The sequence below is a fragment of the Pseudoalteromonas ardens genome, from assembly GCF_030125445.1.
Lineage (GTDB): Bacteria > Pseudomonadota > Gammaproteobacteria > Enterobacterales > Alteromonadaceae > Pseudoalteromonas > Pseudoalteromonas ardens.
On sequence record NZ_JASJUV010000002.1, the window covers coordinates 877,916 to 894,101 of the forward strand.

Annotated in this window: 10 protein-coding genes and 5 tRNA genes; 3 read left to right on the plus strand and 12 right to left on the minus strand. The window is 47.9% G+C overall.

What is annotated here, in order from left to right:
• The first annotated feature begins 6 nt into the window (after window positions 1-6).
• Window positions 7-417: a hypothetical protein gene (locus QNM19_RS08855; RefSeq protein WP_049865862.1), complete on the plus strand. Its 411-nt coding sequence runs from the start codon at window positions 7-9 to the stop codon at window positions 415-417.
• Between the two features lie 62 nt (window positions 418-479).
• Window positions 480-1,391, plus strand: coding sequence for a M14 family metallopeptidase (locus QNM19_RS08860; protein WP_049865861.1), 912 nt, complete (start codon window positions 480-482; stop codon window positions 1,389-1,391).
• A gap of 1 nt (window position 1,392) precedes the next feature.
• Here QNM19_RS08860 and QNM19_RS08865 read toward each other — a convergent pair whose 3' ends face one another.
• Window positions 1,393-1,983 carry a CBS domain-containing protein gene (locus tag QNM19_RS08865; protein WP_010382172.1) on the minus strand — a complete coding sequence of 197 codons (591 nt, stop codon included), beginning with the start codon at window positions 1,981-1,983 and terminating at the stop codon, window positions 1,393-1,395.
• Window positions 1,984-2,327: 344 nt separating this feature from the next.
• Here QNM19_RS08865 and QNM19_RS08870 point away from each other — a divergent pair, with 344 nt between their 5' ends.
• Window positions 2,328-3,284 (plus strand): FHA domain-containing protein, encoded by a 957-nt coding sequence (locus QNM19_RS08870; RefSeq protein WP_010382174.1) that lies wholly within the window; start codon window positions 2,328-2,330, stop codon window positions 3,282-3,284.
• Window positions 3,285-3,296: 12 nt separating this feature from the next.
• On the opposite strand, the gene QNM19_RS08875 is transcribed toward QNM19_RS08870, so the two are convergent.
• The 11 genes from QNM19_RS08875 to QNM19_RS08925 all read right to left on the minus strand — a co-directional run bounded on the left by QNM19_RS08875 (window position 3,297) and on the right by QNM19_RS08925 (window position 16,167).
• The gene (locus QNM19_RS08875; RefSeq protein WP_284026605.1) at window positions 3,297-3,818 is read right to left on the minus strand and encodes an Mpo1 family 2-hydroxy fatty acid dioxygenase; all 522 of its coding nucleotides are present in this window, start codon (window positions 3,816-3,818) and stop codon (window positions 3,297-3,299) included.
• A gap of 233 nt (window positions 3,819-4,051) precedes the next feature.
• Window positions 4,052-5,968, minus strand: coding sequence for an exodeoxyribonuclease V subunit alpha (gene recD, locus QNM19_RS08880; RefSeq protein ID WP_049865300.1), 1,917 nt, complete (start codon window positions 5,966-5,968; stop codon window positions 4,052-4,054).
• Window positions 5,965-9,504: an exodeoxyribonuclease V subunit beta gene (recB, locus tag QNM19_RS08885; protein WP_049865301.1), complete on the minus strand. Its 3,540-nt coding sequence runs from the start codon at window positions 9,502-9,504 to the stop codon at window positions 5,965-5,967. The genes recD and recB overlap by 4 nt, the downstream gene beginning before the upstream one ends.
• Window positions 9,491-12,790 (minus strand): exodeoxyribonuclease V subunit gamma, encoded by a 3,300-nt coding sequence (gene recC, locus QNM19_RS08890; protein WP_284026606.1) that lies wholly within the window; start codon window positions 12,788-12,790, stop codon window positions 9,491-9,493. Before recC ends, recB begins: the two co-directional genes overlap by 14 nt.
• A gap of 155 nt (window positions 12,791-12,945) precedes the next feature.
• Window positions 12,946-13,974 (minus strand): GGDEF domain-containing protein, encoded by a 1,029-nt coding sequence (locus tag QNM19_RS08895; RefSeq protein ID WP_284026607.1) that lies wholly within the window; start codon window positions 13,972-13,974, stop codon window positions 12,946-12,948.
• Between the two features lie 157 nt (window positions 13,975-14,131).
• Window positions 14,132-14,222, minus strand: a tRNA-Ser gene (locus tag QNM19_RS08900).
• 109 nt (window positions 14,223-14,331) lie between these two features.
• Window positions 14,332-15,375 (minus strand): quinolinate synthase NadA, encoded by a 1,044-nt coding sequence (gene nadA / locus QNM19_RS08905; protein WP_049865302.1) that lies wholly within the window; start codon window positions 15,373-15,375, stop codon window positions 14,332-14,334.
• Between the two features lie 131 nt (window positions 15,376-15,506).
• A tRNA-Lys gene (locus QNM19_RS08910) sits at window positions 15,507-15,582 on the minus strand.
• A 155-nt stretch (window positions 15,583-15,737) separates the two neighbouring features.
• Window positions 15,738-15,813 (minus strand) — tRNA-Lys (locus tag QNM19_RS08915).
• A gap of 167 nt (window positions 15,814-15,980) precedes the next feature.
• Window positions 15,981-16,056: transfer RNA gene (locus QNM19_RS08920), tRNA-Lys, on the minus strand.
• 35 nt (window positions 16,057-16,091) lie between these two features.
• Window positions 16,092-16,167 (minus strand) — tRNA-Lys (locus tag QNM19_RS08925).
• Window positions 16,168-16,186 lie beyond the last annotated feature (19 nt).

The following is a 16,186-nucleotide window of genomic DNA, read 5'->3' on the forward strand; positions in this document are numbered from 1 at the left end:
CAAGTAATGAATGAACTAAAACTGGAAATCAATACGACTTTTTATTGTGTAGTTGGCGCTTTCGTTATTGCGCTATTAGCATTGGCAGGGCTGTTCACCGAACTCAATCTGTCTTTTCTGGCAACGATGCAAATCACCATTGCCAGTGTCGTTAGCATCGCATTCGCCATCAATTTTTTACTGAGCATGGCAGGTCACAAACGCGTAACACTGTGCAATCAAGGTTTATCGTTCTTTAGTCTGACAGGTCGCCAACGTTACATACCAGCTGAAAACATTCAGTCGATTGAATTTGTCAATTATATTGGTCTGACTATGACTCAGGTTAAAACGAACAACGGGATCATTAAGCTGCTGGCATTCAGAGTGCGCAAAGAGCAGCAACAACACCTGAAAAACCTGGGTTACCTGGCGTAACCCACTTGCCCAAGGCTCATAATCTAATTAGCATGCAGATATCAAAACAAAAGAGACATGTTATGACTGAACAGTATTCTATCGGGCAAACCGGTAAGCCTTGGCAAGCAGGCGAAAAACAACAATGGCTCGCTCAACAAACCAAAAAGCGTGATTATTTCGAAGACATTGAGCCTCAAATCAATGCACTCAGCGCAGACTATCAAATTGAACAATATGGTGTGCTAGATTACGAAACACACTTTCCTTTGTACGCATTAAAATCAGCCAACTGGCGCTCAGAATTACCTGTAGTGCTGGTTACGGGTGGCGTACATGGTTATGAAACCAGCGGTATTTTAGGCGCACTGGCATTTGCGAAAAAGCATGCAAAAACTTATGACGGCGAATTCAACCTACTCATATTACCCTGTATTAGCCCATGGGGTTACGAAACAATAAACAGGTGGAACCCGGCGGCTGTTGATCCAAATCGATCATTTTATGCCGACAGCCCAGCTCAGGAATCACTGCTTGCGATGGAGTACGTCAATCCCCACTTGGCTTCAATCATCCTGCACATTGACTTACATGAAACAACAGACACGGATAACAGTGAGTTTCGCCCAGCCCTCGCTGCCCGTGACGGTAAAATCAATCATAACTGGAATATTCCGGACGGTTTTTACCTGGTCGGCCACACGCAAAAGCCTGAAGCAGCCTTTCAGCAGGCAATAATCAACACAGTGCAAGCGGTTACACATATTGCCGAAGCGGATGAGCATAATGCCCTCATAGGCGTGCCAATTGAGCAGTTCGGTGTTATCAACTATGATGCAACCAGTCTAGGTCTGTGTATGGGTATGACAGACGCAGCGTACGTTACAACCACAGAAGTCTACCCGGATAGCCCGAACACGACGCCACAAAACTGTATTGATGGCCAGGTTGCGGCGATTGAAGGCGCAATTACATTTCTGTTAGCCCAAAAGTAATTCAGGCCATTAGCTCTCCATGCTCGTGAATGATCTCAAAGATATCTCTGAAAGAGTGAGCTTTTTGAAATATATTCACGGGCACATGCAACGCACGGGCAATATCAGAAGACGATATCATGCCCCTTAAGCCCCCTTTTTCGTCCATCAACAGAACATGTTGCTGGCCAAGCTCCCTGAGAGTCTGTAGCACATCCCCTATCTTGGCGCTTGCCACTGTTGAAAAGCGCATTGCGTGCAAATCCTGCTTTTTAGTCATCACATCCTCAACGGTTAAGTCACTGCGCGCAACTTGACGTTTCTGTGCAATGGTTAATACCCGCCGACCAGATAGATCCTTGGAGTTGACCACCCCAAGAAAGGTGTCATCATGATCAACCACCAACTTTGACCTTACATGACCATTAAGCATCATATAAACCGCATGGTCTATATCTACGTCTTTTAAGATCATTTGTGGCTGACGTCTGGCAAAATCAGTGATCACTTTGACCGCAGGACTCGACAGACTCAATGGCTCCGCATCATAATAATCACAAAACTGATAGACCCCTTCTAACTTTAATGTTTGTAGCGACTTATACTCACTCATATCCCCTCCACTATCGACACTGTGGCCGAACCATACTGAAAATATGGTTCATCGTTGCACTTTATGCAAGGGACTGATCCGCTCGGTGTAATCCACTGTAATGGCAAGATACGAGTTGACTCGTTACACTGATACTGTTCGCAATTGTCTTTGCCCGGACACAATAATAGCCTGTCTTTTAGGCTGTTATTATTGTGAATACTTCCTGAAATAACAGTACCCGTTTCGGCGGGTTCTTTTTATAAACTGAAGGTAACTAAGGAAATAGTCCCTTCAACAAGGTAGAATCTCCACCGAAGTGCAAATTCGTGTGCGTCACTTATACGGAAAGTTAGGAAAATCTTATGGCATATTTAATCGATGAACAGAAACTGGAAAAAATTTACCTAAAAAGTTATCACACTTTTGGACGTTATAAATTTAATGTAGATACCTTCGTCGATAAGCCTGGCATATCAAGGCACCATGCCATCATTGAACATGCAAACAATACTTGGTTGATCCGCGACGTCAGCACCAATGGGATCTGGATCAACGACAAGAAGATTGATAAGAACCTGCCCTATCAACTCTCCGAAAATGATAAAATTGACTTTGCAGCGCCCGGGCAGAACTCCTATGTCGTGGCAAATTTAAATGCCAATTGTCAGTACCTGGTTTCACAGACGAACGCCAATCAGGTGATCGAACTTGAAAACCAAATACTGCTGCCCAATGACGAAGAAGCCAGTCACATCGTCTACTTTGATGCCTTATTGAATTACTGGTTTCTCGAAGATTTAAATACCTCGGACCGGCAAGCACTGATAGACGGAGGAGTGGTCTCCTTATTTGGCCAACAATGGTTGTTTTACTGCGCCAACACCTCAACCATGACTAAGCACCTTGACAATCAGCCGATTGTAAAGCCCATCGCACTCAACTTTAGTGTTAGTCAGGATGAAGAAAAAACCGATCTAACACTGGAGCTGGAAGGCCAAGAGATTGACCTGGGCTGCCGTACTCATCACTACCTGATGCTGCTGCTGGCAAGAACACGCATTGACGACAAGCAAAATGGGATGGACACAGAATCTCAGGGTTGGCTCTATCGTGAAGACCTGGCCAAAGCGCTTGGCGTGCAAACCAATCATATGAACATTATGGTGCATCGTGCCCGTAAACAACTGACCGAAGCGGGCGGTGATAAAGCACCCGAGTTAGCCTATGTGCTGGAAACCAACAACGGAAAAATTCGCCTGAATTGTCAGAATATCACCATCGTCAAAGGCTGCCAGCTGGAAACCCGTATTTCAATCTAACCCACGTGTTATTCAGGGCCGGTACGGACCGGCCTGATTGTTTACTGATTGCTCCAGTGTCTTAAAGCATCCAACTTTGTTAAGCAATTCCATCATGACAAATAATGGCCCGATCAACAGTCCCATCAGATCATCCGCAAAAGCGGGCTTTTTCCCTTCAAAATAGTGCCCTACAAACTGAATAACCCAGCCAATCACAAATAACCCGAGCCCCATGACATAAAACCAGACAACGTCCAGGCCGGCATGTGCGACCGCATCGAATGCTAAAGTAACAGCGCCCTGACAAATTAACAGAAAGGCTATCATCCAGCTCCCCAGCGTAGGCGACAAATATAGGTAGTACATACTAGTCAGCAAAATTAAGCCGCCAGACAAGCTCAGTTGCGTTTGTAAAACGCTTCCCAATGGCCAGAATGTCATCCAGACAACGGCAAACACAATCAGCGGGACGCCAACAAAGTGGGTCGCAATGTTGCGCTTATCTCTGTGGTACAAGGCGTAATTGACCAGGTGTTGCTCAAGTGTTTTCATCTTTCTAGTTCTTTTGAGTAATTACTTTATTTTATAAAGCAACAATCTGCTGAAAAAGTCAACACTGTACCAATATGTGGCCTATACAACGTCCGGGAAGGAAAAATAAAAATGCCGCCAGGCGACTGGCGGCATAAATCACTGGGTTATCAACGGTGATGAACACTGTCTGTCATCTCCGTTACCTACTACTGTAGACCAAAGAAAAAAACAAACAAGATAAAAACATAAATTTAACCCAATCGTAACCTATCCGACATTCCTGAATGCCGCCCGGCTTGCGCTTGCATAGACAGTTGTAATACTTGTGGCTGACAATTGAGCTCCAGATGTCGCTTTGCGCGTGTAATTCCTGTGTACACCAACTGGCGATTTACCCCTTTGCCTGCACGCTGAATAGGCGGCAAGATCAGCGCCGTATAATCAAACTCCGACCCCTGTGACTTGTGTATCGTCATGGCATACACCAACTCAAAACTCGGAAGTCGCGCCGGGTAAAAGTGCCTGACAATATTTTGCTCGTCGATAAAGGTCGCGTAGAGCTGACCTTGCTCGTCAGGCAGTAGAATGCCAATATCACCATTAAAAAGTTTTAGCTGATAATCATTTTGCGTGATCATAATCGGCATCCCGGCATAGAAACGATTATAAGGCGCAATCAGTCCACGCTGAGCAAGCTTCTGCTCAATTCGCTTATTCAGCTCAGAGACACCATACGGGCCCTCTCTGACAGCGGCCAGCAGCTGATATTGACTAAACAGCCCATGCACCTCCTCAGGCTCTCGTTTATCCGTAATGGCCGTCAGGTATCGACTGTAATGATCAGCCGCTCGTTCCAACAGCGCATTGTATTGCTCCACACTCAACCCATAAAAACTCAAATCGCTGAAGCCGTGGTTGATCACCTGTTGTAGTCGCTCGGGCAGGTTGTAATTCACCGCACTCGCCAGCTGGCCTATCCCACTGTCACTTTTAAAGCGGTGGCTTTGTTGTAAAAACGCTGTGGCATCAGCCAGTGCATAACGCGTTGCCTTGCCTTTTAACACAGCCTGGCCCGCAAAACACACCTGATTTAAAAACGCCGCACGGCTGGCAGTATAGGCGGGCTGTGACCCCAACTTTAAATGCTCGCACAAATCACTCAGAATACTGCCGGTATCTACCGACGCCAGTTGATCTTTATCGCCCAGCAGGATCAGTCTGGCATGAGCAGGCAGTGCCCTGACCAGCTTGCTCATCAAAGCCAGATCGACCATTGACGCTTCGTCTACTATCAGCAAATCGATATGCAACGGGTTTTGCTCGTGATGAATAAAGCGATTGGTATGTGGGATCACGCCAAGCAAACGATGCACCGTTTGCGCCTGTTCGGGGATCAGGCTGGCCAGTTCGGGGGCCAACGCCAAACGCCCTTTCGCCCCAATAATTGATTCGCTGAGCCTGGCAGCCGCTTTGCCGGTTGGAGCCACCAGCTTGATACTCAGTGGCACCTCGGTATACAGAGATTGTAAGATAGCCAGTAACTTAGTCACTGTGGTGGTTTTACCGGTTCCCGGACCTCCGGTGATCACGCAAAACCCGCTCGATGCAGCCATTGCACAAGCGACCTTTTGCCAGTCTACCCCCTCAGCATTGCCACTGGGGAAATACTGATCCAGTAACCCACTTAATTGTGATTCATTGAGTTGGATAGGTTGCCGGGCCATCTGTAAAAAACGGCTACTCAGGTACGCTTCATATTCTGCCAATCGCGCCAGGTATAACCGGCCTGAAAATAACCTTAACGGCTTGCTTTCTCCAACCGCAGGGTGTGATTGCAACGCACCGAGGGCAGCATCCGGACTATCAAACGGCGTATAGGGCAAAGCATGCGCTGCGCCTGACATGGCCGTAAAGACTGTCACCTCTTCAGCACTTAACGAAAAAGGGTTCTGCCAGTCGATGTCTGCCAGCAACAGGCAGGTATGCTGACTCTGTTCAGCCCGTTGCAGCAACAAAACAAGATAAAACACCGCGTCAAATTGCTCCTGACACAACAGCTTTGCCAGGGCGACGTCGGCAGCACGCACGCGTCGGGTATGAATCAGCAGCGCAATATATGCCTGATGATCCAGATCATCAGACTGAAATTCAAACATCCCCTGCGTCATTTTTGTTCTCCCGCATCAAATAAGGCGTCCAATTGTAATAACGTGCTTTCATCCAGTTGCGTAAAGAAACAGCCGGCACCGTCCGGTAACGCACGCAAAAACAGATAATACACACCGCCAAGGTGCTGCTGAGGGTTGTAATCTGCTAGCCGGTGTTTTAATAGTCGATGCAAGGCAACAGAATAAATCAGATACTGAAGATGGTACTGGTGCGAGCTCATCGCCAGAGCCAGATTGTCGGCCTGGTAATCTGCCGCCGTGTCGCCCAAATAATTCGATTTATAATCGAGGATAAAATATCGCCCCTGCCAGACAAAAATCAGATCAATAAAGCCTTTTAACATGCCCTGCACCTCATCAAAGCGCAGATGACTAGGTACGCCCGTGATTTGCGCAACTAACTTGTTGAGCCGGGTATAGGACAAACGCTTCAGGGGTAGCTGAAACTCCATTTCTACCAGGCAGTCAGATACTGACAACTGGCCCAAAGTCAGCTCTGGTAAAGGCATTAAGGGCGCATGTAAACACCCCTCAATCCAGTGCTCAAGCGTTTCCTGCCAGACAATGTCCAGGTGATATTTTTCCAGGCAAGCCTGAGTTGCCTCAGCCAGAGTCAGCTTTTCTGGCCGGGTGGGTGCGTGTGGCGCCGTGAAATCAATCTGCTCGAAAATTTCATGCAAACAACTCCCTGCCCGGGCGCCTTTAACAAAAGTGTAAGGTGTATAACGCTTGATCACATTGGGTTCAGGTAAATCAATTTTGTGGTTTTCATCTTGCGCCCCCACTGGCCGTTCAGCACTTGTCTCGTGATAACTCAGCTGACTAAAGCTGGTCATTCGCCAGTTTTGTTCAATCACCACTTCGACGGCTCGACTCTGTAAACGCTGAAGCGACTCTGTCCGCTTTGGCTGATAAACACAAGGTACAACCTGCAGTGATTGATAAGCCATCCCCTCATGGCCTGAACATAAGCTGCGAAGCTGTTCATGCCACTGTGTAGCTTCAGTAATTTTATCATTGCCAAACAACACGTGCCCCAGTGCACACTGCTGGATCCCTGGTTTTTTACTGCGTCCCAGTGGCAAGTTATACAAACCCAGGCTGCAAAAATGAATCGCCCGCGTTAATGCCACATAAAGCAGCCGAATGTCCTCCGCAAGGCGCTCCCGCTCAGCGCTTTGCCTTGCGCTATCGTCGGCATCCAGATCCAGCACCAACTCTCCATTATCATGGTAAATCGTTTCGCTGGCCTCCCGATAGGCACTGGCAAAAGGCAAGTAAACCAGGGGATACTCCAACCCTTTAGACGCATGCATTGTAACAATTTTAACCAAATCGGCGTCACTCTCCAGACGCAGCTGAGTGCCCTCATAGCTCGGATTAGCACACTGAGATTGTAACCAGCGCATGACCCGTTGCGTACCTTCAAGTTCGATTTGTTTATGTTGCAACAACTCGGCAAGGTGGCGGTAATCAGTCAGCCAACGCTCTACTTCAAAGCCAGCTTGCTGCCACAATCTGACTAATTGGTTGTCTACCAGTAAAGACTCCAAAGTGGCCATGGCTCCCTGTTGATACCAAAGCTGTTTCAAGTGGGCAAACTGCATCAGATAACGCTGCCACTGCCCTTCCTGGGTACGCAGTGCAAAAATTTGCTGTTCACTCAATGCAAACAAAGGCCCGGCCAGTACACCACGCAAAGCGGCTTCATCATAACTGCCATGCACCACGTGTAATAGCTGCCAAACAGCAACGGCCACGGGCTGCGAAAAAACACTGTCCCGGGCCAGGTATACGCTGCTTACACCTGCCGCCTGTAAAGCGTGCTTAATAACGCCCGCTTCTCCCCTGTCACGAACCAGTACACAAATATCTGCTGCCAGCACAGGTCGCTGACCTATACAAGCATGCCCTCGCTGAGCCTTTGTGAGGATCTGCGCAATCTGTGCGGCAAATCCCTGCGCCAGCAGTGGGTAGGCAGTGGCTTTGGTTGTAACGGGCGAATCGTCGTCCTCGAGTACGTTGAATTGCAGGGCCGCAGGTTCAACACCATCCAGAGTAAACGTATTGTCGGCGTCTTTACCTGCCGCCTCAACTTCAATAAAAGGTATGTCGCGATTGAATATAAAACTATCTGCCTGCGCAGTAAAAATCGCATTCACGGCAGCAACTACCCGCTTGGCTGAACGATAGTTCTTATCCAGTGTAAATTGCCGGGCTTCGTCGACCTGATGTTTGGCACCGATATAGGTGAAGATGTCCGCCCCCCGGAAGCCATAAATGGCCTGTTTCGGGTCGCCTATCATGGTCAGGCCGAAACTGCTGTCAGTGCCATAAACACGTGAAAATATGCCAAACTGGATCGGATCTGTATCCTGAAACTCATCAATCATAGCGACCGGATAAAGCTGTGCAATTTTGTCTGCCAACGCCTCACCTTGTGCACCATGCAATGCCTGGTGTAAATTCTGTAGCAAGTCATCGGGCGAGATCAGGCTGTGTTCGAGCTTAGCTTGCGCCATCAGAGCACGCACTTCACCCAGTGCATGTTGCAACAACGCAATAGGCAGTCCCCTGGCAACACTCTGATGTAACTGCGCCATTTCATCAAACCAACCCAGCGCCGGGTGTACAACCGGTTTACCCGTTTTAGTGTAGTTCTTCGGATCGCTTAATTGCGCCTCTCCCCATAAAGCAAAGGAATGTTTACTGGTACCAAACTCAAAATACCAATCATCCCCCATACAGTAGTCGATTAACGCCTGGATATTGGCAGGTCGCCCGGGCGCTTTATTCTTCGCAATGCCGGAGTCGCGCAGCACCTGAAAAAAGTCAGAGTTTAACAGTTGCTGTTTAAACTTATCTGCGCGGCTTTGATATTCGGCCCGCTGCGCCAGCACAACTGCCAGATCCAGTTCTGGCTGTAATCTGGCGTCACCGCGCTTGAGCAAGGGATAGAGGCGTTTTGCAAGCGCCTGCGGATGAGAGAAATGCGATAAAACCAGTTCAGTTTTGTCTGAGTCTAACGGGTAAACAAAGCGCCGCCAGTGATCCTCCACAGCCGCATTAAACAACTCGCTGTCATCCAGAATGAATTCCAGATTAAAACTGAGGTTAGATTCAAATGCATGCTGCTTGAGCATACGCTGGCAAAAGCCATGAATGGTGAAAATGGCCGCTTCATCCATGGACTTAGCGGCAGCATCCAGTAAGTGATACGCAGACTCTTGATCCGTCACTTGAGCCAGTAACTCGATGATCAGCGTGTCATTGCATTCGCTACCCAACAAAGCATCCCGTGCCTGCACGATCCGTTTGCGTACCCGATCTTTGATCTCCTGGGTGGCAGCATCGGTAAACGTCACCACCAGGATTTGCTCAACACTAAGGGGGGTGGTTTGAGTCTCGATATCAATTAACCCCAGTAAGTAACGCAAATACAATCCTGTAATGGTATAAGTTTTGCCAGTACCAGCACTGGCCTCAATCAGGTTATGGCCCGACAGAGGCATGGTTTGGGGATCAAGCCGTCTCATAGCGGGTCTCCTGTGCAAGATCAATAAGGGGAGTCAGCAGATCACCACTCAACTGAACAAACTCGGCTTCACACGCCTGTAAAGATGGGAAACTCAACGCGACATAAGGGTCCTCACTGTCGCCAAACCCTATGTACTGACCGCCCACAAATTTATTCAGGGCTTTGCTCATATCTTGCGTTTTACAATATTCGTAACTGGTGGCGGGGAAAAATGGCACAGCCCGAGTAACCAGCTGGGTATAAAACGCCAGCCATTTTGACAGCTGTGTATGTGCCTCATCACGGCTAAGCGGCGCAAACACAACTTGCTCATCCAACCCATAAATATGGGTTTCTATATCCTGGGTCACACAATTCGCTATCAGGTGCATCAAATAGCCACGGATCCTATCTTTACCTTTGATACTGGCTGTACGATAAAATACCTGTTTGCTCTGATAGACATTGGCAAGCCAGCCTAGTAAGTGTATTGCTCCAATTTGCAGCGATACTTCTATGGGTTCTGCATGCTCAGTCATCACGCCTTTTAAATGCCCCGACATGGCAGCAACACGCCCTTTAAGCTTTTGCAGTTCCACGACACCCACATTAGCCTGTGGCAGCTGAGCTCGCTGCAGCAGTTGAGCTTCAGGCAAAGGGGCATCGGTCAGTTCACTGTGCAAAATTTCATCCAGATATTGATAGCGCGTCAGAGGATCTAAAGCAAATGGTTCACTGTCCGGCGTGTCCTCTTCCAGCGTGACCAGACGTACGCCCAGTGTATGTTGATAAAACCAGCGCTGCGGTGCCAGACAGGCACGCAAAAAGTCGGGTAACTCCAGCTCTTCAGCCAACTCAACTTCAATATCAGGCTCAGTGCTCTGCTGCGCCACTTCATTCTGTATCTCGTGCTGTGACGGGCACCAGTTGGGATTAAAGCTGTGCAAAGTACCTGGCTGATAGTGCTGATTGCTGAACGGCTGCAAAGGGACCTGACGATATACCTGCTCACTGGGTTTAAGTGACTCATCTGGATAGCAAAAAGCGCGGTCCAGATATTCGCATAACTCGCTGACCAGGATCGACGGTACCTGAGGCTCATTGTTGTAACAAGAGCGTCCCAGATAACTGATATAGAGATGCTCGCGTGCGCTGAGCAGCGCTTCCAAAAACAAATAGCGGTCATCCAGCTTACGAGAGCGGTCACCTTTTCGGCGTCGCGAATAAGGCACTAAATCAAAACCAATGGGTTGTAATTGTCGCGGATAATCGGCATCATTCATACCCAGCAAGCAAACAACTTTAAACGGTACCGCCCGCATTGGCATTAGAGTACAAAAGTTCACCGCTCCGGCCAAAAACCGTTGCCCCACGCCCTTGTCTTTGATGCCCTGACGAACTTGGTGCAACACAATTTTTGCGTCAACGGCACCTGAAAAGTCACCATTCTCATAGTGCTTTTCCAGTCCGTCGATCACCTTATGCAACTGCATCAGATCCCAGCTCTGCTCTGTGTCCTGGTCGTAAAAGTCTGCCAGCACCTGTCTCAACACTGCACATTTCTCATTAAGCGGTGTCGCGACTAATAACTGCTCACGCGCCTGTGCCAGCGCTTCAATAAAGGCAATCAGCTTACTCAATGTATTCACTGCCATGCCTTCTACCGCGTCTGCCGGATATATCTCATTGTACGCCGTCAGCTCATCGGCACTGGCAATCCCCAAAAGCAGCCGTCTGAGTCCGTGTCGCCAGGTATTGAGAGCAATCTCCGGTAATCCATAATCACCTTTGTGTTCACCATTAAGCCCCCACTTTACAGCCACCTGTTGAAGCCAGGTCTGGATCTGAACAAATTCACTCTGCTCAACAGCAAAGCGGTTACTGATGGGTTCAACCCCCAACAGGTCCAGTATATCCGACACACTAAAACGACTAAATGGCAGGCCAACCAACGTTACAAACGAGTTCAGCACAGGCTTTTCTTGATCTATGCTCATATCGGCCAGTGCAAAAGGTATTTTTCTCGCTCCTGATGCACTGCCAAATACGGCTTCAATATACGGGCTATAGGTGCCCACGTCTGGCATCATGACGATGATGTCTTTGGGCGTCAGCGTCGGGTCATCATGAAATAAACCCAGCAAATGATCATGTAACAGCTCAACTTCACGCAAAGGGGTATGGCAGTCACACAGTAGTAACGAGCTGTCCGCCTGATCTATGGGCAGACGCCCTTGCGTACTTACGTACCAGTTTGGGTCATCGACCAGAGACTCACCTTTAAAAGCCAGTTGATATATTTCCTGCTGTAACTGGGCCAGCAAACTGTCGCCAAACTGATCAACAAAGCCATCCAGCCAGCGTGCATCAGTTTGCAATAGCTGCTCCAGATAATCTCGCCCAAGCTTACCCCAAGAGGACAACAAGGGATTACCCGTATTGTAATAGCTGGCTTCCCCGGATTGTTTTTGTAGCTGCGCATCCAGCGCTGGCCTTACCTGATACTTGGCCAGGATCTTAGCCTGAGTTTTCTCATCAACCAGATCGCCCCAGTAGTGCTCACTGGGATTAAAAAAGAACAGTAATACATCACTCTTTTGCGCCAGTGCGGTAAATATCTCTAACTGGTTAGTCGCCATGGCTGAAAGACCAAATATGCAGATCCGCTCAGGCAACGTTGTCGAGTCGGCTTCGGCCAGTTTGGTCAGCAGTTGCTGGTGCATATTAGCCCGGTTATAAGGGCTTTGCCCCAGATTATGGGTGTGTGCGACCAGTATCCGCCACAGATCAGGCTGCCAGGGCGCGATACTGATATCGACATCCTCAAGCATATCCGTGCCTTGCTCCCACTGCTCTAACCAGTTTGGTCGGTACATTAAATATTGGTCATACACGTCGGCGATTTTCTCACACAAAGCAAAGCGCTTTAGCTCACTTTGCGACTGGTCACTGGCATCCTCTAGGTAGGCTCTGAGCGGCTCGTAAAGCGGATTTGAGAGCTGCTGTGGTAGCAACGTGAAAAGCTTCCAGCTCATGTTATTTTTATTAAACGGCGACTCTTTCGGTACATCTGGCAAAAACTGTTGATACAGCTGCCAGATAAAGCTCAGTGGCAACGGAAACTCAACCTGTGCTGCATACCCAATATCCCGGCTCAATCCATTCTTAAGCCACTGAGACATGCCCGGAGACTGAACCAGTACAATGTCATTGGCAAAGGGATCCGTGAGCGGAGCCTGCTTCAGCAAGGTCGTAAATTGCGCTTGAAGGGCTTCCATGCGATTTGATTGGATTATATGCAACATAATGATGTCTCGGGCTTTTTAACCTAGTATTCGGGCTTTGGTCAGTGTAAGAGATTTCGCAGGCTAATATCAATGTGCCTGATTGCCTGTAACCTGAGGAAAATGAGTAAAGGGCGCGGTAACTGAATGGTGTTACCGCTGAATGTGCGAGCCGTTTAAAACAAGTCGATCCCGGAGCCTTCGTCATGACGCTCCAGTTTATGTTCATTTAACAGCGCCTCAAAAAACGCCAGCTGATCGCGGCCATTTTCTTTTGCATAATACAAAGCTCTGTCTGCATTCTCTAATACATTGATTGGGAAATCATAAGGGCTGATCCGCGCAAGCCCGGCACTGACAGTCAGCTTCTTTACAAACGGAAAGTGCGTGTTGCGAATAAGCGCTAAGAACTTTTCTAGTTTTGCCTCGATGGACGCCTGATCTGTGGGTTCAAACACTAAAACAAACTCTTCACCACCAAAGCGAAATAGCAAGTCCGTTGAACGGAAGAACTGTTGCATTTTTTGCGCAACCAGCAGGAGCACTTCATCACCGCAGACATGACCATAGTTGTCGTTCACTTGTTTAAAGTGATCTATGTCTACCATAGCTAGCCAGGATGTCGCGCCCTGATGAAATGTGCGTGGATCCTGATCATCGCGAATGTGGCGGTTTTGTTTTATGACTTGCTTCTCTAGCAGCTGCTTGAGCTTTTTCTCAAAGGTCTGACGATTCAATAACCCGGTCAGTTTATCCCGCTCATTTTCGTGCAAAATGGTCAGATAGTTTTCGTAAATGCGCACAAAGGCGTTAAGCAGCACCTGCTCACTACTGTTCAGGCCGCCTGAGTGCACTTCTATTGCACCCACCGGCGTTTCATGGATGTTGATAGGCAACCAGCGCTTTTCTATGCCATCGGCGCTTTGCACCGTGATAATACAGGACGACTGCAAACAAGAAATCAGCTCGGACTGAGGTTGTTCAATCACTTGCCTGTCGAGCCATTCAAATTCCCGCTCTCCATGCATGGTTAATCCAATGCTTCGCTCTACCGCAAGATCTTCCTGAGTATTAAAGTTTTTATACACACACAGATGCTTACACCCTACCAGCTCCTGAATCGTCGAAAGCAGGCTGTACTCGAGTGAATCTATGTCTCTAGTTTTTGTTATTTTGATGACTGAATTGAGTAGTTCTTCTTGCATTGGATATTCGCAGACTCGATTAATGCCGAATATAGTAACGGCTTTTTAACCAAGAGTGTACTACCAAGTGTTTCGCCACCCGAAACTATTAGCCGATAAGGCAGGAAAAAGTAAAACGCAAAAAGGCGTCCGATGGACGCCTTTTTTAAATTAGGAATGGCGGAGAGAGAGGGAGTCGAACCCTCGATACGCTATAAACGTATACACGAGTTCCAGTCGTGCGCCTTAAGCCACTCAGCCATCTCTCCGCACTGTAGCACCGCTAAGGTGCGGCGCTAATACTATGAAAAGCGTAACGCTTTAGCAAGTATTTTTTGTAAAAACACGCCTAAGTGCTTAGTATCTAAGCAACTTAGCCTACTTTTGCAGGCTTGCTGAAAAGTCCAACATGCGATTCAGTGAGCGCAAAGCACCTTCACGTAGTGCCATATCAACGAAGACTTCTTTGCCATTTGGATCAATCAACGCTTCTTCAATGGCTTTAAGGCCATTCATCGCCATCCACGGACAATGCGCACAGCTCTTACAGGTAGCCCCTTCACCCGCAGTAGGTGCTTCAAAGAACTCTTTTTCAGGACACAGCTGCTGCATTTTGTAAAAGATACCACGGTCAGTCGCGACAATGAATTTCTGATTCGGCATATCCTGTGCTGCTTTAATCAACTGACTTGTTGAACCAACGGCATCTGCCAGGTCAACAATTTCAGCCGGCGATTCGGGGTGAACCAATACTGCAGCATCCGGGTGCAATGCCTTCATGTCTTTCAGTGCCTTGGTTTTAAACTCATCGTGAACGATACAAGCGCCGTTCCACATGATCATGTCCGCACCGGTTTTCTTTTGAATGTAAGAGCCCAGGTGTTTATCAGGGCCCCAGATGATTTTCTCACCTTCAGAATCCAGATGCTCTACAATCTCCAGTGCACATGAGGAAGTAACAATCCAGTCGGCACGTGCTTTCACCGCGGTTGAGGTGTTTGCATACACAACCACTTTTCTGTCCGGGTGTTGATCACAAAACGCAGAAAACGCATCGATAGGGCAACCTACATCCAGTGAACAGGTTGCTGCCAGAGTTGGCATAACAACGGTTTTTTCTGGTGTCAGGATCTTGGCCGTTTCACCCATGAAGCGTACACCGGCAACGATGATCATATCAGCATCTTGTTGCTTGGCACCAAAACGCGCCATTTCCAGTGAATCAGCGACACATCCGCCCGTTTCTTCAGCCAGAGCCTGAATCTCGGGATCGGTATAGTAATGGGCAACCAAAACTGCGTTCTTTTCTTTTAACAACGCTTTAATTCTGGTTTTATATTCGGCTTGTTCCTGCTTAGTTAAAGGGGCAGGTTTTGGAGGAAAAATATAATCCTCCGGCATAATTTGTTCTGCTAGACTCATTCTCTCGACCACTAGTCCACATATACGGGATATCCGCGAATTATACGAAAATCGGGGCGATAATCCTAGTTGAAGTCGGTATTTTGAAGGAATATTTAAAAGATTATGATAAAGGAGAGAAGTAACAAGAATGGTGGGTCATGATGGACTCGAACCATCGACCAATGGATTAAAAGTCCACTGCTCTACCAACTGAGCTAATGACCCGCTCGGTGTTAAAGTGCCATTAAATCATCCTGAAGCTTGGGCCCGGCTCGTCGTCCTGACTCGCGTTCGAAAACTGCGAAGCGGTGCTTCGTTTTTCTCACCCAACTGAGCTAATGACCCGCTCGAAGATTCTTAAGTAATACACCAAATTTGAATGGTGGGTCATGATGGACTCGAACCATCGACCAATGGATTAAAAGTCCACTGCTCTACCAACTGAGCTAATGACCCGCTCGGTGTTAAAGTGCCATTAAGTCGTCCTGACGATTGGGAACGGCTACCGGTTAGCGTTGTCGTCCTGACTCGCGTTCGAAAACTGCGAAGCGATGCTTCGTTTTTCTCACCCAACTGAGCTAATGACCCGCTCGAAGATACTTAAGTAATACACCAAATTTGAATGGTGGGTCATGATGGACTCGAACCATCGACCAATGGATTAAAAGTCCACTGCTCTACCAACTGAGCTAATGACCCGCTCGAAGATACTTAAGTAATACACCAAATTTGAATGGTGGGTCATGATGGACTCGAACCATCGACCAATGGATTAAAAGTCCACTGCTCTACCAACTGAGCTAATGACCCGCTCGAAGATACTTAAGTA

Bases quoted from the DNA above. Each gene is read 5' to 3' on its own strand.
- QNM19_RS08855 (WP_049865862.1), top strand. From the start codon at position 7: ATGAATGAACTAAAACTGGAAATCAATACGACTTTTTATTGTGTAGTT.
- QNM19_RS08860 (WP_049865861.1), top strand. From the start codon at position 480: ATGACTGAACAGTATTCTATCGGGCAAACCGGTAAGCCTTGGCAAGCA.
- recC (WP_284026606.1), bottom strand. From the start codon at position 12,790: ATGTTGCATATAATCCAATCAAATCGCATGGAAGCCCTTCAAGCGCAA.
- recD (WP_049865300.1), bottom strand. From the start codon at position 5,968: ATGACGCAGGGGATGTTTGAATTTCAGTCTGATGATCTGGATCATCAG.
- QNM19_RS08870 (WP_010382174.1), top strand. From the start codon at position 2,328: ATGGCATATTTAATCGATGAACAGAAACTGGAAAAAATTTACCTAAAA.
- QNM19_RS08865 (WP_010382172.1), bottom strand. From the start codon at position 1,983: ATGAGTGAGTATAAGTCGCTACAAACATTAAAGTTAGAAGGGGTCTAT.
- recB (WP_049865301.1), bottom strand. From the start codon at position 9,504: ATGAGACGGCTTGATCCCCAAACCATGCCTCTGTCGGGCCATAACCTG.
- QNM19_RS08895 (WP_284026607.1), bottom strand. From the start codon at position 13,974: ATGCAAGAAGAACTACTCAATTCAGTCATCAAAATAACAAAAACTAGA.
- nadA (WP_049865302.1), bottom strand. From the start codon at position 15,375: ATGAGTCTAGCAGAACAAATTATGCCGGAGGATTATATTTTTCCTCCA.
- QNM19_RS08875 (WP_284026605.1), bottom strand. From the start codon at position 3,818: ATGAAAACACTTGAGCAACACCTGGTCAATTACGCCTTGTACCACAGA.